This is a genomic window from Phaeobacter sp. CAU 1743, assembly GCF_039839315.1.
Taxonomy (GTDB): Bacteria; Pseudomonadota; Alphaproteobacteria; order Rhodobacterales; family Rhodobacteraceae; genus Phycobacter; species Phycobacter gallaeciensis_A.
Window position 1 is genome coordinate 62,438 of the sequence record NZ_JBDOQR010000016.1, and the last position, 17,300, is coordinate 79,737.

Annotated in this window: 11 protein-coding genes; 7 read left to right on the top strand and 4 right to left on the bottom strand. The window is 63.0% G+C overall.

Features of this window, described 5'->3' with window-relative positions; genetic code table 11:
• From AAFO90_RS08695 to AAFO90_RS08720, 6 genes are read left to right on the top strand one after another with little or no spacing between them, the layout of a single operon-like run.
• Positions 1 to 1,032 (top strand): glycosyltransferase family 2 protein, encoded by a 1,032-nt coding sequence (locus AAFO90_RS08695; protein ID WP_347509144.1) that lies wholly within the window; start codon positions 1 to 3, stop codon positions 1,030 to 1,032.
• A complete protein-coding gene (locus tag AAFO90_RS08700) occupies positions 1,029 to 5,621 on the top strand; it encodes a MupA/Atu3671 family FMN-dependent luciferase-like monooxygenase (RefSeq protein ID WP_347509145.1) in 4,593 nt (1,530 codons plus the stop codon). Before AAFO90_RS08695 ends, AAFO90_RS08700 begins: the two co-directional genes overlap by 4 nt.
• Positions 5,615 to 6,334 carry a 4'-phosphopantetheinyl transferase superfamily protein gene (locus AAFO90_RS08705; protein WP_347509146.1) on the top strand — a complete coding sequence of 240 codons (720 nt, stop codon included), beginning with the start codon at positions 5,615 to 5,617 and terminating at the stop codon, positions 6,332 to 6,334. Before AAFO90_RS08700 ends, AAFO90_RS08705 begins: the two co-directional genes overlap by 7 nt.
• Before the next feature lie 3 nt (positions 6,335 to 6,337).
• Positions 6,338 to 7,270 (top strand): hypothetical protein, encoded by a 933-nt coding sequence (locus tag AAFO90_RS08710; RefSeq protein ID WP_347509147.1) that lies wholly within the window; start codon positions 6,338 to 6,340, stop codon positions 7,268 to 7,270.
• Complete coding sequence (locus tag AAFO90_RS08715; RefSeq protein WP_347509148.1) at positions 7,267 to 9,786, top strand: hypothetical protein; 2,520 nt, start codon at positions 7,267 to 7,269, stop codon at positions 9,784 to 9,786. The genes AAFO90_RS08710 and AAFO90_RS08715 overlap by 4 nt, the downstream gene beginning before the upstream one ends.
• Entirely contained in the window at positions 9,783 to 10,613 is an 831-nt protein-coding gene (locus tag AAFO90_RS08720) for a glycosyltransferase family 2 protein (protein WP_347509149.1), read from the top strand. Before AAFO90_RS08715 ends, AAFO90_RS08720 begins: the two co-directional genes overlap by 4 nt.
• 143 nt (positions 10,614 to 10,756) lie before the next feature.
• Here AAFO90_RS08720 and AAFO90_RS08725 read toward each other — a convergent pair whose 3' ends face one another.
• Entirely contained in the window at positions 10,757 to 11,989 is a 1,233-nt protein-coding gene (locus tag AAFO90_RS08725; protein WP_347509150.1) for a glycosyltransferase family 4 protein, read from the bottom strand.
• Between the two features lie 253 nt (positions 11,990 to 12,242).
• On the opposite strand from AAFO90_RS08725, the gene AAFO90_RS08730 reads away from it, so the two are divergent.
• A complete protein-coding gene (locus AAFO90_RS08730) occupies positions 12,243 to 13,610 on the top strand; it encodes an oligosaccharide flippase family protein (RefSeq protein WP_347509151.1) in 1,368 nt (455 codons plus the stop codon).
• Positions 13,611 to 13,665: 55 nt separating this feature from the next.
• Here AAFO90_RS08730 and AAFO90_RS08735 read toward each other — a convergent pair whose 3' ends face one another.
• The 3 genes from AAFO90_RS08735 to AAFO90_RS08745 form a co-directional block, all read right to left on the bottom strand.
• Complete coding sequence (locus AAFO90_RS08735; RefSeq protein WP_347509152.1) at positions 13,666 to 14,910, bottom strand: DUF874 domain-containing protein; 1,245 nt, start codon at positions 14,908 to 14,910, stop codon at positions 13,666 to 13,668.
• A gap of 111 nt (positions 14,911 to 15,021) precedes the next feature.
• Entirely contained in the window at positions 15,022 to 15,885 is an 864-nt protein-coding gene (locus AAFO90_RS08740; RefSeq protein WP_347509153.1) for an exopolysaccharide biosynthesis protein, read from the bottom strand.
• 193 nt (positions 15,886 to 16,078) lie between these two features.
• Positions 16,079 to 16,819: a sugar transferase gene (locus AAFO90_RS08745; protein ID WP_347509154.1), complete on the bottom strand. Its 741-nt coding sequence runs from the start codon at positions 16,817 to 16,819 to the stop codon at positions 16,079 to 16,081.
• Positions 16,820 to 17,300: the final 481 nt, after the last annotated feature.

A 17,300-nucleotide genomic window follows, 5' to 3' on the forward strand; every position in this document is an offset into this window, starting at 1 on the left:
ATGGCCCCTCCCCCACAGTCCCAAAGCGACAGCGTTCTGACCATCATCCTGAACTACCGCACCCCGCAGATGACACTGCAGGCGGCAGAGGCAGCGTTGGCGGAAATGGAAGATCTGCCCGGCGCCGTGGTGATCGTGGAAAACGGATCGGGCGATAACTCATGGGAAGAGTTGCAGGCAGGCGCCGCCAGCCGGGGCTGGCTGGACAGCGGCAAACTGCGGCTGATCCGTTCGCCCGTCAACGGTGGCTTTGGCGCGGGCATGAACATCGGCATGGAGGCCGGTCTGCCCGATGGCAGCGCGCCGGGGTTCTATTACCTGCTGAACTCCGATGCCTTTGTAGAGGGCACAACGATTTCCCGGCTGCGGGAATTTCTCCTTTCCAGCCCCGGCGCGGGCCTTGCCGGATCCTTTGTGCATGGCACGGATGATGTGCCTCACCGCACCGCCTTCCGCTTCCCCTCGATCGCGGGAGAGTTCGAAATGGCCGCCCGCACCGGTATCGTGACCCGGCTGCTGTCTCATGCGGTGGTGGCGATGGATATGCCGCAGCAAGAGACCCAGGTCGACTGGACCGCCGGCGCCAGCCTGATGATCCGCCGCGAGGTGATCGAGGATATCGGTGGCTTTGACGAAAGTTTTTTCCTCTATTTCGAGGAAACGGATCTGTGCAAGCGCGCCGCGCAGGCCGGATGGCGCACGCATTACGTGCCGACCAGCACCGTGGCGCATCTCGGCTCGGCCTCGACCGGGATGAAGTCCTGGGACCGCACACCGACCTACTGGTTCGATTCCCGCATGCATTATTTCGTCAAGACGGACGGGGTGATCTACGCCGCCCTCGCCACCCTGGCGCGCGTCCTCGGCTGCGGCCTTTATGGGCTGCGGCGACTGATCCAGAAAAAGCCAGCCGCAGATGCGCCGCATTTTCTGCGCGATCTGCTGATCCACGCGCTGCGGTCGGCGATCCGCTCCAAGACAGCAATACGTGAAACGCGCCCTCACAGTCATGTTCCGGAGGAACAGAAATGAGTCAATTTTCCTCAGTCATCATCGGCAATGAATCCCTCGCGGTGGGATGCGGCGATGCGCTGCTGGCGCGCGGGCATCAAATCTCTGCCGTCGTGTCGCAGGATGATGGTATTCGCAGCTGGGCCGAAAAACACGGAATCCCAGTGCACGCCAGCCCAGATGGACTGACCAAGGGTTTCGACTGGCTGCTCTCCATTGCCAACCTGCGTGTGATTCCCGACCGGGTGCTGACGCTGGCGGCCAAGGGCGCGGTGAACTTTCACGACGGGCCGCTGCCACGTTACGCCGGCCTCAACGCGCCGAACTGGGCGCTGATTGAGGGCGCCGACAGCTATGGCATCACCTGGCACATGATCGAAGGCGGCATCGATGAGGGCGATATCCTCGCCCAGCGCCTGTTCGATGTGGCAACGGATGACACCGCCTTCAGCCTCAACTCCAAATGCTATGCCGCCGCGATGGACAGCTTTGGCACGGTGATAGACCAGCTGGAGGCAGGCACACTAAACCGTCAACCACAGGACCTGCGCCAGCGCAGTTATTACGCCCGCAGCGACCGGCCCGCGGCAGGCGCGCTGATCGATTTTACCGCCCCGGCGGCGGCGATCACCCGTCTGGTGCGCGCGCTTGATTTTGGCGGCTACTGGAACCCGCTTTGCGCCGCGAAATGCGCCATCGGCGAGAATATCCTGCTGGTCGGCAGTGCTGACGCGGTGGAGGGCACCGGCGCGCCCGGCAGTGTGATCGAGGTCAGCAAGGACAGCCTGACCGTGGCCTGCGGCGATGGCGCAGTGCGGCTCAGCGGTCTGACCGATCCAGCGGGGCGCAAACGGGCGCCTGTCGATCTGTTTAAGTCCGGCGATGCGCTCCCGATCCTGAGTGACGCGGAAAAGCACGCGATCACCGAAGCCCTTGCCAAGACACAGAAAGGCGAAAGCCATTGGCGCCGCGCGCTGGCAGCGATGCGCCCGGTCGCTGTTCCCCTGGCGGAACCGACCGGTGACAGCGGCCTCGCCCGCCGTCCCATTCCAGCGCCGGATGGCCTGACAGAGGCACAGATCGCCGCCGCAGTCCTGACTTGGGCCCTGCGCAGCGCGGGGGAAGAGGTCGCCGATATTGCCCTCAGCCTTGAGACCATGACACCGCTGGCGGGGCTTGTCTCTGGCTGGGTTCCAGTGCAGGGACAGCGCGACGACACCTTCGGGGATCTGCGGGACCGCGTCGCCAAAGAGATTGAAAAAGCCCGCGCAACAGGCGGGTTTGCCGAGGATTTGATTGCCCGCGCGCCGGAACTGGCACCGCAGGCACAGCCCGGCATTGGTTTGTCCATGGGACGGGATGCAGCTCTGCCAGGCTGCGTCGCGACCGTGTCATGGGCGGATGGGGTGCTTGCGCTCCATGTGGATGGTGCCCGGCTGACACCAAAGGCCGCGGAGCTGCTCGCCGCGCGGCTGGAGCTGCTGCTGGGCGCCATTTCCACCCCGGATCACGCAGATAGCCCTCTCGCCGATCTGCCGGTCCTGCCCGAGGGTGAGCGCCGGGCGTTGCTCAACGACTGGAACCAGACAGCCGCAGACACGGGACCGGATCAGACCATCCACGCCGCATTTGCAGCGCAGGTGTCCCGCACACCCGAGGCCACGGCTTTGGTATTCGAGGATCAGAGCCTCAGCTACGCAGACCTCAATGCCCGCGCCAACGGGGTCGCGGCCAGACTACAGGACATGGGCGTCAAACCCGGCAGCCATGTGGGGATCTACGTCTCCCGCAGTCCGGATCTGGTGGTGGCCGCCCTCGCGGTGATGAAGGCAGGCGGCGCCTATGTGCCGCTCGACCCCGCCTATCCTGCGGATCGGATTGCCCATTTCATCAAGGACAGCGGCGCCGATGTCATCGTGACACAAGACGCCCTGCAAGGCAGCCTGCCCGCCTCAAGCGCGCAACTGCTGGTACTGGATGGCGCGGATGCCCCCGCCCCGAGTGTCGCGCCTGTTGATGGCGGCGCCACCGGACAGGATCTGGCCTATGTGATCTATACCTCCGGCTCTACCGGCCTGCCCAAGGGGGTGATGGTGCGCCACGCCAATGTGGCGAATTTCTTTGCCGCAATGGATGCGCGCATTCCCCATCAGCCCGGCGATGCCTGGCTCGCGGTGACCAGCCTCTCCTTTGATATCTCGGTGTTGGAGCTGTTCTGGACCCTCGCGCGCGGCTTCAAACTGGTGCTCTCCAGCGATGAAAGCCGCCTGCAGCTATCCAACGGGCCAATTGCCATCTCGGACCGCAAGATGGACTTCAACCTGTTCTACTGGGGCAATGATGATGGCCCCGGCCCACGCAAATACAACCTGCTGCTGGAGGGTGCGAAATTCGCCGATCAGCATGGGTTCAACGCGGTCTGGACGCCCGAGCGGCACTTTCACGCCTTTGGCGGTCCCTACCCGAACCCCTCGGTCACCGGGGCAGCCGTCGCGGCGGTGACGCAGAATATCGGTGTGCGCTCGGGCTCTTGCGTGGCGCCGCTGCACCATCCCGCCCGCATCGCCGAGGAATGGGCGGTGATCGACAACCTGACGGCGGGGCGCGCCGGTATCGGCTTTGCCGCAGGCTGGCAACCGGATGATTTCATCCTGCGCCCCGAGAATACGCCGCCGGCCAACAAACCGGCGATGTACGACGCCATCGAAACCGTGCGCAAACTCTGGCGTGGCGAAGAGGTCGCCTTCCCGCGCAAGGATGGCGGCACCCATGCGGTGCTCACACAGCCTCGCCCTGTGTCCAGCGAACTGCCGGTCTGGGTCACTACGGCTGGCAACCCCGACACCTGGCGCGAGGCTGGCGAGATCGGCGCCAATGTGCTGACCCACCTGTTGGGGCAAAGCATCGATGAGGTCGCAGGCAAGATCCGCATCTACCACGACGCCCTGCGCGGCGCCGGGCATGATCCGGCGGAGTTCGCCGTAACGCTGATGCTGCACACCTATCTGGCCGACAGCCGCGAGGAGGCCCGTCAGACCGCGCGCGAGCCGATGAAGGATTACCTGCGCTCTGCCGCGGGTCTGATCAAGCAATACGCCTGGGCCTTCCCCGCCTTTAAGAAACCCAAAGGCGTCAACAATCCCTTTGAAATGGATCTTGGCATCCTGTCCGAGGAAGAACTGGACGCGATTCTCGACTTTGCCTTCGAACGCTATTTCGAGGACTCAGGCCTGTTCGGCACCGTGCAGGATGGCGTCGCCCGGGTCGAGCAACTGAAGCGCATCGGCGTGGACGAGATTGCCTGCCTCATCGACTATGGAATCGCGCCTGACGTGGTGCTCGAGGGGCTTAAACCGCTGGCCGAGGTGCTGCGCCTGTCTAACGCCCCGCAAGAATTGGCCACGGACGACTTTTCACTTGCGGCGCAGATCCTGCGCCATGACATCAGCCATATGCAATGTACGCCCTCCATGGCGCGCATGATGGTGCAGAACGATGAGGCCCGCATGGTGCTGCCGCACTTTAAGCATCTTCTGGTCGGGGGCGAAGCGCTGCCCGGCGATCTAGCCGGTGATCTGCGCGAGGCTGGACCCGGGCAAATCCACAACATGTACGGCCCGACCGAAACTACCATCTGGTCGACCATGCAGACCCTTGATGGCGTCCCGGCAGGCGTTGCCGATATCGGCGGGCCCATCGCCAATACCCAAGTTTACGTGCTGGACGCTGAGGGCGCGCCGCAGCCCATCGGTGCACCGGGGGAGTTGTTCATCGCCGGACACGGCGTGACCGCAGGTTATTGGCAACGGCCCGAACTGACAGCGGAGCGGTTTGTCCCCGATCCCTTTGGCGGCGGGTTGATGTATCGCACCGGCGATCTGGTGCGCTGGCGCGCGGATGGGCGGCTCGATTTCCTGGGACGGACCGACCATCAGGTGAAGATCCGCGGCCAACGTATTGAACTTGGAGAGATTGAAGCGGCCCTGGCCGTCCAGCCCGGCGTCACCGGCGCGGTTGTCATGCCGCGCAAGATCGGCGCGGGAGAACAACTGGTCGGCTATATCACCACCTCTGCTCCGGTGCAGGAGGCTGCGTTGAAACAGGCACTTTCGGCCAGGTTGGCCGAGGTGATGGTGCCATCGCATATCGTGACTCTGGATGCGTTTCCACTGACCCCCAACAAGAAGATCGACCGCAAGGCGCTGCCGGATCCAAAACCGGCGCGGGTTGCCGCACCCACCGCAGTGCCCCCTCCCAAGGGCGGCGCGCAGGGCAAGATCGCCGCGATCTGGGGGCAGATTCTTGGTCTCGATGGGATCGGCGCCCAGGACAATTTCTTTGTCCTTGGCGGCCATTCCCTGCTGGCGGTGCAGGCGCACAGGGACATCCGCATTGCGCTTGAGGTGCCGAAACTGTCGATCACCGACATCTTCCGCTTCCCGACGCTCGCCGGTCTTGCCGCCCATATCGAAGGGCTTGCAGGCGGCGCGGAATCGCCGGATGATCCGGCCGATGCAGAACAGGCCGCCGCAGCCGAGGCGGCCAAATCGGAAACCATGTCGAAACGGCGGGCGATGCGCGCCAGCCGCAAAGCCCGGACCGGATGGTAACTGACAGCCCCGCCCCCCTTGATCAGACAACCGATGCGCGGCTGGCTCTGGTCCGGCCGCTCTTTGGCGCTGGCATATCGCTGGGGGCGGCCAACCCGCTGGGGGCGTTGCCCGATCCCTTCCCGCAAGAGCGCGCCTGCCTGTCGCCCAGCGCCGTGGATAAACGCCGCCGCGAATTTGCCGCCGGGCGGGCGGCTGCGCACCGGGCGATGCAGGATCTTGGCCGGGCACCCTGCCCCATCGTGATTGCCAAATCCCGCGCGCCCATTTGGCCCAAAGGGTTGACCGGATCGATCACCCATACCCACAGCTGCGCCCTTGCCGCCGTGACCTCAACACAGACCCGGCGCGCCATTGGCATCGACGTCGAGGAAGACACGCCCCTGAAAGACGACCTGCGCCCGGCGATCTGCTCTGCCCGCGAACAGGATTGGCTGACCTCGCAGGACAACCCCGGCCAGATGGCCAAGCTGATCTTCTCCGCCAAGGAAGCTGCATATAAGTGCCAGTATACTGTCAGTGAACAGTTTTTCGGCTTTGACGGCATGGAATTGGAGATCAAACCAGAAGACGCGGGTGAAACGTTCCGGCGCGGGCGTTTCGTAGCCGCCTTCACTTCCGACCGCCCGCCGTTTCGCACTGGCGCCCGGATCAACGGTGCCTATGTCATCGGGGAAGGTATCATTTTCACCGCAGCAAGCCTGGAGGCGTGAGCAATGGGAAAACGATCTCTGCTTCTGGCGCTGACGACCTGCCTGCACGGGATTTGGGCCAGCCTGCCCCTGCAGGCCGCGCCGTTTCCAGTCCCCGAGCTTTCCCCACCAGAGCAGCCAATGAAGGTCTATCACCTTGGCCACTCTCTGGTTGGCCCTGTGATGCCGCACATGCTGGCGCAGCTCGCCCCCAAGGGGCACAGCTGGAATAGCCAGCTCGGGTCGGGCACATCGCTAAAGCAGCACTGGGAGCCAGAGGAGACGATCCTTCATTTCGATCTGGTGAATCAGGCCCCCATCTGGCGCGACGCCAAAGAGGCCATCGGTTCCGGCGATTATGATGCGGTGGTGCTGACAGAAATGGTCGAGCTGCGCGACGCGGTGAAGTATTTCGGCTCTGCCAAATACATGCGCCGATGGGCCGCGCTGGCCCGTGATGCTTCGCCTGACACGCGGATCTATCTTTATGAGACCTGGCATCACCTTGATGACCCGGACGGCTGGCAGGCGCGCATCGCAAGCGATCTGGACCGGCTCTGGCTGGGCAAGCTACTCGGATCAGACACGCGTCGCAATCCCAAACGCCCGGTCTACCTGATCCCCGCCGGACAGGTCATGGCCGCTGTCGCACGGGCCATTGATGCTGGCCAGATCGTCGGGCTGAGCGATGTTTCGGATCTTTTCGCCAAGACACCGGAAGGCGCACAGGACACTATTCATATCAATGACTTGGGTGCATATATTGTCGCCCTCGCCCACTATGCCGTGCTTTATCACCGCTCCCCTGTTGGCCTGCCGCACCAGCTGTCGCGTCCGGATGGAGAGGCAGCGACGGCGCTGTCACCGGCCGCTGCCGAGACGGTGCAGCAAATCGTCTGGCAGGTGGTGACAGGGATCCCCCGCACGGGTCTCTCTGACGCAGGCCAGAACGGATGAACCTTGAAACACTGATCACCTCGGTCCTGATGGTGGGCCATTCGCTGTTTGGCCAGGACAATCCCGCCATGCTGGAACAGCTGTTGCGCCAGTCCAGTAGCAGTGCCACCGTCGAAGCGCAGATCATCAATGGCGCGCCGCTCAGCTACAACTGGGAGCACGGCGAAAGCGCCGAAGGGGTGAACGCCCGCGAGCGGCTCCAGACCCCAGTCGACGCGGTGATCCTCACCGAGGGTCTTCCGCTGGCCAATCACCTGAAATGGAGCAATACCGAAGAGACCGTCACCCGCTATTACCAGTTGGCCAAGGATGCCAATCCCGATGCCGCTGTCTATCTGCAGGAAACCTGGCACAGCCTCAGCAGCGGAACCGGCACCGAGGTGCCGTTTGACGAAGGCGCCGATATCGCCTGGCGTGACCGGCTGGAGCAAGACCTGCCCCGCTGGCAGGCTGTGGTGGATGAAGTCAACGACAGCGTCGGTGGTGATATGCGCCTACTTCCCGCCGGGCAGGCCATGGCGCGTCTGGACGATGCCATCCGGGCCGGAACGGTGCCGGGCCTCACCGAGATTTCTGAAGTCTTTTCCGATGACATCCACCCAAATTCCACCGGGTTCTACTATATCAGCGCGCTACAATATGCGGTTCTGACCGGACACAGCCCGGTGGGTCTGCCGCACCGGCTACAGGATCGTTGGGGCAAAGCCTATCCGGCGCCTGAGCCCGCGCTGGCCCGGCGGCTGCAGGAGATCGCCTGGGCCGCGGCCCAAGGCGAGGAGGTGCGCACCGCCGCCCTGCCGCCCGACCCGCCGCCGCTGCCCTCCGACCCCGTCACGCCGCGCCTCAACGCCGAGGTTGCGACCTCTGCCACTGCGGTCGAGACTGTTGCGAAGGCACCGCCGCGCCAGCCGATCGCCATGAACCTGATGGAGGTCGCCGACTGGAGCCCGCAGGCGCCTTTCCTTGACCACTTCAAAACCGCCCGCCCGTGGATCGGCCACCTGCCTGGGCGCTGGGGCGGTGTCGGCCATGACGATCTTGCCGCTGCAGGCTATCTGGACCCGCAAGGCTGGCCCACCGCCATGCCGCCCGAGCTTGGCTCCATCGGCACCGTCATTCTGACCGATCTGCCCGCCTCGGCGCACTCGCTTGCCGGGCGTTATGTGCTGCGCTTTGACGGCTCCGGCATTGTCGAGGTCTCGGGCCGCGCCGAAAACGTCCGCTACCGCAAGGGCAAGGTCACCTTTGACTATACCCCCGGCCCCGGCCCGGTCGAAATCCGCATTCAGCGTACTGGGCGCGGGGCGGACTATGTCCGCAACATCACCGTGGTGCGCGCCGATCAACTGCAGGCCTATGAAGATGGCGCCCTGTTCAACCCACTCTGGCTCGACATGCTGGATGGGTTTGACGTGCTGCGCTTTATGGACTGGATGCAGACCAACGATTCCGAACAGGTTGGCTGGGAAGACCGCCCGGAGGTCTCCGACTACACCTGGGCGCGCAAGGGCGTTCCGGCCGAGATCCTGCTGGCGCTGGCCAATACGCTGGGCGCCGATCCCTGGTTCAATATGCCCCATATGGCCGACGACAGCTATCTGCGCAATTTCGCCCAGCTGGTGGATGGCGGCCTGGACGAGGATCTACGTGCCTATGTGGAATACTCCAACGAGGTCTGGAACTGGCAATTTGCACAGGCCCAATGGGCAGACGAGCAGGCCCGCAGCCTCTGGGGCGGCAGCGACCTCTGGATGCAGTTCTACGGCGGACGCGCTGCGGAAATGTCGCGGATCTGGACCGATGTCTTTGGCGCAGACGCCGACCAACGACTGGTGCGGGTGATTTCCAGTCAGACCGGCTGGCCGGGCCTTGAGGAACAGGTGCTGAACGCACCGCTCTGGGTGGCCGGAGCACCTGACCGCCTGCCCCCGGCGCGCTATTTCGATGCCTATGCGATTACCGGCTATTTCGGCGGCACGCTGGGCCTGCGCGACAGCGCCCCCATGGTACGCGCCTGGATCGCCGACAGCCGCGACAGGGCCCGCGCTGCCGCCGCTGATCTGGGGCTGCAGGGCGCTGAGGCTGCGTCCTATATCGAGGCGCATCAATACGATGTGGCAACGGCGCAGGCGGCGCTGGAAATCGAGGATGGCCTCCTCAGCGAAGACGGCAGAGGCTCCATGTCCGATTATCTGGGCAAGGAACTGCCCTATCACAAATCCGTTGCCGAAGAATACGGGCTCGATCTGATCATGTACGAAGGCGGCAGCCATGTGGTGGGTGTCGGCCAGATGGTCGAGGACGCAGAGCTGACCGGCTTTTTCACCCACTTCAATTACACCGAGGAAATGGCCGCGCTTTATACGAAGATGCTGACCGGCTGGGCCAAGCATGGCGGCACCCTGTTCGCGGCCTATGCCGATGTGGCTGTGCCCGGCAAATGGGGCAGCTGGGGTGCGCGGCGCACGCTCAGCGACGACAACCCGCGCTGGCGGGTGCTGGAGGCGGTGAAATGACACCGCTGATATCGGTGCTGATCCCGGCCCATAACGAGGCGGCGTATATTCGCCCCTGTCTTGAGGCACTTTATGCCTCTGATCCGTTGCCCGGCTCGGCCGAGGTTCTGGTGCTGGCCAATGGCTGCACTGATGACACCGCTGAAATTGCCCGTTCTGTCACCCTTCCCCAAGGCTGGAGCCGCAAGGTGATCGACCTGCCACAGGGCGGCAAGCTGGCCGCGCTCAACGCCGGGGATGCCCGTGCAAAGGGCGCTGTGCTGGTCTATCTTGATGCCGATGTCACTGTTACCCCGCCTCTCTTGGCGCAACTGGCCGGAGCTCTGACGCCGGAGCGACCGCTTTATGCCAGTGGCAGCCCCCGTGTCGCCCGGGCCCGCTCTTGCCTGACCCGCGCCTATGGGCAGTTCTGGTCCAGACTGCCCTTTGTCACGGATGGCGCCCCCGGTTTTGGCCTTTTTGCAATGACCCGTACCGGGCGTGAGCGCTGGCAGGACTGGCCCGACATCATCTCGGACGACACATTCGCACGGCTGTCCTTTGCCCCTGCCGAGCGCATTCGTGTGCCCGCCCGCTATGACTGGCCGATGGTCGAAGGCTTTGCCAATCTTGTGCGGGTGCGCAGACGGCAGAATGTCGGCGTCGAGGAAATCGCCAAGCGATTTCCGCATCTGTTGGAAAACGATGACAAACGCAGCCTCGGCGCATCGGGTCTGATGCGTCTCTTCCTGCGCGCCCCGCTGGGGTTTGCCGCCTATGCGCTGGTCAGCCTGACGGTAAAAACGCCACTGTTCAGGACCAAGACACGCTGGGCGAGAGGTCGCTAGGCCTCCTGACGCCTGCGGACTGACGCCACCGCGCCGCGCTTGCGCGGCGCCAGGCCCAACCGTCGCACACGCGGCTCTGCCGTGGGCAAGATGGGCGGGAGAGCCCCTTTGCTAGCTTGTATGTACGGAGAGGTTTTCTTGGCTCAATCAGTCCGCGTTTGTGGACAGTCCACCGCTTTGCTCTCTTGGAACAATGCCGCCAGTTTTTCGGCCTCCCGGTCGCTGTCGTGGCGCTCAAGGACCCGCGCGCGCCCGGCTGTTCCCATGGCGGCCAACCTCTCCTGTGGCAGTTTGGCGATCTCTGCGACCGCATCGACCAAGCCCTGCGCGTCCCCGGCGGGCACCAGCCAGCCGGTTTGCCCCTCGACCACCAGTTCGGGAGTGCCCGCCACATAGGTTGCCAGGACCGGACGGGCGGCGGCCATGGCCTCCATCACCACCATCGGCAAACCTTCGGCAAAGGAGGGCATGACCAGCACATGCGACGCGGCCAATTCTGCCCGCACCCCTGCTTCGTCCAACCATCCTGTTAGGCTGACGTGGTCCTGCAAGCCCGCGCGGTGGATCTCTGCCTCCAGATCCGGGCGCATCTCGCCATCCCCGATCAGCGTCAGATGCACCTCGGGGTTCTCAGCCACGATCTGGCGCATGGCCCGCAAGAGCAGCATCTGCCCCTTTTGCTCCACGAACCGCCCGATGGCGACCAACCGCAACGCGCCGCCCGGCATCGGGGCGGGGTCGCTGAACTTTTCCGGTTCGATCCCGCAATGCACCACCTTCAGCCGGTCCCAACTGCCGAAATCCGCCCAACGGCTGAGCTGACTTTTGCCAAAACTGCTGATCGCCGCCGCAAAGGCTGCGCGGTTCACTTTCTCCCCCAGCGACAAGGCATGCGGGGCATCGAATTCCTCAGGCCCATGCGTGGTGAAACTGTACGGCACCCCATTAAGCTCCTGCGCCAACAGCGCAACGGTGGTCGCATTCGTGCCGAAATGCGCATGCATGTGATCAACCCCGGCGGCCTTGCAGCGGCGCGCCACATAGGCGGCCTCTGCAAGGTAGATCAGGTGCCGCAGCCGCCCTGCCGCCGATACACGCCCCATCCGCATGGCGAGTTTCAGCGCCGCAAGAAACCGTCCCGGCGTCGCCCCGGCAGCCGCCAGAAGCGCCGCCAGCAACCCAAGGGGACCTGCCTTCAGAACGTAGTGGGTGCGTTGCCCCTCACGCTGATCTCCCGGATCAACCAAAACCGTCTCGCTGGGGCGCATCGCAAGGCGGATCACCTCCACCCCCTGCCGCTCCAGCGCCTGCACTTCACGGCGGATAAAGCTGTGCGACGGCTGCGGGTAGGTATTCAGAACATAAGCGACTTTCACTGCAGCACGGCCCCGTTTCCTGCGCGGCTGCCGGTATCGGCCGCGCCCCACTTTTGCCGCAGACTAGCGGCTGGTTGCAGGCTTGCCTAGCTCCCGGCCGTGACCTGCCACCCCGCTGCATCAATCGACGTGGGTGCAGGCGATTGTCGCGAAATTTCATACTCTTCCGCCCATGTCCGGCACTGCAAGGATGATGCAGATTGACCTGCCGCCACGCCCTGCCTAGCGTGCAGGAAAACCATCAGGAGGTCAGATGCTGAAGCAAGCCGCGCTGTTTTCCGGCCAGGGGCTGCTGGCGCGTGTGCTGCGCTCGGCCTCGTGGATGATGATCGGCTATGGCGGCAGCCAGGCTCTGCGGCTTGGCGCCAATCTGATCCTGGCCCGGCTGCTGTTCCCCGAAGCCTTTGGCCTGATGGCACTGGTCAGTGTGGTGACCGTTGGCCTTTCGCTGTTTTCCGATGTCGGGATCGGCCCGTCCATTGCGCAGAATGAACGCGGCGATGATCCCGACTTTCTCAACACCGCTTGGACCATTCAAGTTGTCCGCGGGTTCGGTCTCTGGGGGATGACTCTGCTGCTGGCCTGGCCTGTTTCCTGGCTCTATCAGGCCCCGGATCTGCTGCTCTACTTGCCGATTGCCGGCATTGGCCTCGCCATCGCAGGCTTCAACCCGACCCGCATTGAAACTGCGCACCGGCACTTGCTGGTCGGGCGCCTCACTGCACTGGATCTCGCGGCACAGGCTCTTGGCATCGGCGCTATGGTGCTTTTGGCATGGGCAACAGGATCGGTTCTGGCGCTGGTTTTGGGCGGGGTCATTCAGGCCGCGGCGAAACTGGCGCTGACCCATTTTGGCCTGCCAGGGCAGACAAACCGGTTTCGCTGGGAACCCCGCGCCGCGCAGGAGCTGATCCGCTTTGGAAAATGGATCTTTCTCTCCACGGCCTTCTGGTTCCTGACCTCGCAGGGCGACCGGGCCATTCTGGGCCGCTTCGTGCCGCTGGACGTGCTGGGCGTCTATAATATCGGCTACTTTTTGGCGAGTTTCCCGATGCTGCTGGGCCATGCGGTGAACCAGAGGCTGATGATTCCGGTCTACCGCGACAAGCCCGCCGATGGGCCGCCAGAAAACCGGCGCAAACACCGCCTGCTGCGCGCAGGTCTGAGCGCCGTGATCCTGTCGTTGCTGTTGATTATGGCCTGGATCGGCCCCTGGCTGACAGTTCTGCTCTATGATGCGCGCTATCAGCAGGCGGGCGCGATGATCGTACTGATCTCACTGGCACTGGCCCCGGCCGTCATCACCATGACCTACGATCAAGCCGCATTGGCCGCCGGAGATAGCCGGGCGTTCTTTGTCTTCACCGCCAGCCGCGCCCTGCTGCAAACAGCACTTTTCTTACTCGGCAGCTACTGGTTCGGGCTGCCCGGCGGTATTGCAGCGCTGGGACTGGCGATGCTGGGCGCCTATCCGGTGCTGATCTGGCTGGCCCGTCGCCACGGCGCCTGGGATCCCCTGCACGATCTGGTTTCTGGCTTTCTGGTTGTTCTGGTCGGAAGCGGTGCCCTCTGGTGGCATCAGGATGCTGTACTAACCCTGATCAGGGCGCTGACCCCCTGATCCTTAGCAAAGGACGCCGACCACGGTTTCATCCGCCCCAAAATACGCAAGGCATTCAAGACCGCCCCTTATTCCCGGACCGTCGCTTGGCCCCCGGAGCCTTGATTTCCGGAATGGTGACAACTGGCATCAGGCCGGTTTCACGCTTCATCTGAATCGCTGAACGCAGCACCGGTTTTCTCAGCTCCAGCAGAAAGGCAACCATCAGCGCCACCATCACGCTGACAGCACCGCCTAGCAGCGCCTTACGCTTACGCCCGCCAGTGACTGGGTAATCCGGCAGGGCGGCAGGCTCCAGCACTGTAAGCCGCTCCGACTGGCGCGACGTTTCAAGGCGAAACCCGATCTCGGCCTCGTTGCGGCGGGCGCGGGTCGTATCGAGTTCCCCTTGCAGCTGTTGCAGCCTGCGATCATAGGCGGCCAGTTGACGCTCGACCTCTGGCGAAGTTTCCAGCGATGCCTCGATTTCAGCTTTGCGCCGGGTCAAAAGATCGCTTTGCGCGGTCAGCGTCGCAAGTTGTTCCTCGAATTCCTCCAGCATGCGCTGCGCCGTCGCCGGGCGTTCGTTGGCCATCGCCTGATCTGCGGCGCGACGGATCTGGATCTGCTCCCGCGCGATATCGAGCAGTGCCTCGTTCAATGAGGCGATTTCCGACTGACGGATCTCCAGCGCTCCTGGTTGGGCAACATCGTTTTCCGTCCGGTAGGAGGCGATCTCATCGTCCAGTTCCGCCAGTTCCTTTGCCAAGGCGGTTTCCTTTGCGGCAAAGAAGTTAAGGGTCTCGCGTGCCTGTTCGATACGGGAGTTAACGCTGAGTTCGATCGTACGGCGCCCGAATTCCGCGGCAACCGCCTGAGCCTCCTCCGGGCTGGGCATGCGCGCGGTGATGGTCAGAACCGCGATGGTGCCATCATCAGCGAAACCTTCGCGCACCGCAGCCACACCTGTAATCGAAACGTTTTCGCGCACCAAAGACACCAGTTCCGACGGCTTAAGGTCGGGCAGGTCGGCATAAAGACCCAAGGTATCGACAATCTCAAGAACTGTGCTGCGCGCCATCAGCCGCTGTTCGATCAACTGCATCCGCCGCGCGGTCGACCCTTCGACTGTTGATTTGGCCAGATCATCCGCAATTTTTGGCTGCGCCACCTGGATAACTTCGGAGCTTTCGTAGAAATGCTGTTGGCGAGCCGCCAGGAACAGCGACACCAAACTACCCAGTACGGCAATGACAAGGATCACCACCGCGCGGCGGCGCAGCATGTCCAGAAGATCCGGCAAGGAGTAGATAGGACCCATTCATCATCTCTTGGTTTGCCGCGGCCGCACCGCAAAGCAGATTAACGTGCACAGTTTGCTGAGCCATACACACCATGGCAAGCAGGCAAAACTTTGACCGGTTGGCGGAAGTTATGCGACAGGCCCGATGTCGGCGGTCGCGCGGCCCCGGTTCAGCACCACCCCCAACAAAGGCGCGTTACCGTTCAGGATCCGTTCACATGCCGCCAAGTGGGCCGCCGTAGTTTGCGTCCCGTCCGAAATCACCAGAACCCCGTCCACCTGCGGCAGGAAAGCCGCCGCATCGTCATACTCCAGCATCGGAGGGAGGTCGAAGATCACCGCTTCCGGATCGAGATCCTCAATCATGTGATCCAGCACCGCAGCGCTGCGGCTGTCATGCAGGATTTCAGCTGCGTTCAGGTCTGGCGTTGCATTCAGCCCAACCGCCAATGTCTCAAGAGGCCGTACCAACGCCTGCTCTGTCGGTTGGTCTCCAGACAAGAACCCAGCCATATCGCCAGCCACCGTAAGCTCCATCGCAGGACCCACGCCGGGGCTACGAAAGTTCAGATCCATCAAGATGGTCCGACTAGACGGTACCCGCGCCAGGCTAAGCGCAAGATTGACCGCACAGAATGTGGCCCCACAGCCCCCGGTGGGCGCAGTGACGGCAACCCGGTTCCAGCCGCGGGCCTTCAGGGTTTGCAACAGCCGCGTGCGCAGCAGATCAAATGCGCGCCCAGCCGGATCAGTCCGCACGGCTGAAGCCAGCGGCGCACCATCACGGCCCCCCCGGTCAGGATCAAAGGAGATTCTGGCCAACCGTTCCCATGGGCTTGGCAAGGTGGTGGGGAGGATTTCGGCAGTTTCGGACTGCAGGCCGGGCGATACATTCTCCAACCCTGCCTCATCCGGATTCGGGCGCACCTGTTGCTGCGCCTCGGGCTGAACCTGTGCGCGCCGCCGAAATTTCTTAAAACCCTGTTGCGTCATGCCTTGCTCATATTCTCATCACAGCTTTGCCACGAGGCCGCGGCCTTGCCAAATTCAGGATCATAACATCTTGCCCCTGCGAAAGAAGCCTGCAGCGCGCCTTGACCTGTCCATGGCAGCAAAGCAGCGCCCGCACCAGAAATGACACGTCCGGCGCGGACCCGCTTCGCGACTGCATTTTACCAAACAGGGATTAATATCCTGTACCTTTCAGAACCACGCCGACGGTACGCCAGATCAGACCAATATCACAGCCAAAGCTCAGCGCACGATAATATTCGGAATCAGCTGCGGCGCGGAAGGCGAAGGTACTTTCGTTGCGGGCCGATACCTGCCACAGCCCCGTCAGGCCGGGCTTGAGGTCAAAATAGTCGCGCGGATCGCCGTAGAGCTTCAGCTGCTCGGGCATCATCGGACGCGGACCGACAAGGCTCATCTCGCCGGTAATCACGTTCCACAGCTGTGGCAGCTCATCCAAGGAGGTGACGCGCAGGATACGGCCAACACGGGTGATGCGGGGATCGTTCTTCAGTTTCTGCGTAGCATCCCACTCCTGCCGCAAGGCCGGATCCCGCGCTAGGCATTCAGCCAGCCGAGCATCGGCATCCGGCACCATGGTGCGTAGCTTCAGGATACGGAAGCGTCGGCCATTCCGGCCCAGACGTTCCTGCGTATAAAATGGGCTGCCGCCTTCAAGCGCAAGCGCTAGCGCACAGACCAGCACCACCGGCAAGGTGACAGGCAACGACAGCAGGGTCAGCAGCAGATCAAGGGCCCGTTTTCCAGCGCTGCGATAAAACGACGGACGCGAGGCCCGGTAGTGCAGCGGCTGCGTCGTTTCATACTGTGACGGACCGATCCATTGCGCCACGTTGGCATTGGCGGCCTGCGCTGTCATCGCCTGTCGTAGAGGTTCATCCTTGAGCCGTTTCAAAACCAGGGTTCCCTGCCCAGCAGTATCGACTGAAGCAAATGACAGCATCCGAACTTTATTTTTGTGCAACAGGTCCGTCATCAAAATCCCCATTCCTCACCAAACCCCATAGGTCGGACACACCGCATCCTGCGGAGGCATTCAATTTGTACAGGTCCGGCATGGCAGCAGCCGGCAACACACGTCTGTAATCGAAGGGTCTGATAAGCCGCGCCCCCACGCGCCGTTCCTACACCCACTCCTCCGCACTTAAGGCGAAAGAAGTTCAAATTATCGACACATTCTTTTTAATATATTTTTATCCAAATTGTTGCGAGTAAATGAAAAAAGGTTAACCAGCCACATTTTCACCTAAGGAACGTCTGAACAACGTCTTCGGCTGCGCCGATGTTGCCGCTTGAGGGCAGTTTGGGGCGGTTGAGGCGTCATTTCCAGCGATTTTCGCCCCGTCTTGGCCGCCTGAGCGGCGGTTTGGCCGATT

Coding starts and splice junctions, on each gene's coding strand:
- AAFO90_RS08700 (WP_347509145.1), top strand. CDS start 1,029: ATGAGTCAATTTTCCTCAGTCATCATCGGCAATGAATCCCTCGCGGTG.
- AAFO90_RS08710 (WP_347509147.1), top strand. CDS start 6,338: ATGGGAAAACGATCTCTGCTTCTGGCGCTGACGACCTGCCTGCACGGG.
- AAFO90_RS08705 (WP_347509146.1), top strand. CDS start 5,615: ATGGTAACTGACAGCCCCGCCCCCCTTGATCAGACAACCGATGCGCGG.
- AAFO90_RS08715 (WP_347509148.1), top strand. CDS start 7,267: ATGAACCTTGAAACACTGATCACCTCGGTCCTGATGGTGGGCCATTCG.
- AAFO90_RS08730 (WP_347509151.1), top strand. CDS start 12,243: ATGCTGAAGCAAGCCGCGCTGTTTTCCGGCCAGGGGCTGCTGGCGCGT.
- AAFO90_RS08740 (WP_347509153.1), bottom strand. CDS start 15,885: ATGACGCAACAGGGTTTTAAGAAATTTCGGCGGCGCGCACAGGTTCAG.
- AAFO90_RS08695 (WP_347509144.1), top strand. CDS start 1: ATGGCCCCTCCCCCACAGTCCCAAAGCGACAGCGTTCTGACCATCATC.
- AAFO90_RS08720 (WP_347509149.1), top strand. CDS start 9,783: ATGACACCGCTGATATCGGTGCTGATCCCGGCCCATAACGAGGCGGCG.
- AAFO90_RS08735 (WP_347509152.1), bottom strand. CDS start 14,910: ATGGGTCCTATCTACTCCTTGCCGGATCTTCTGGACATGCTGCGCCGC.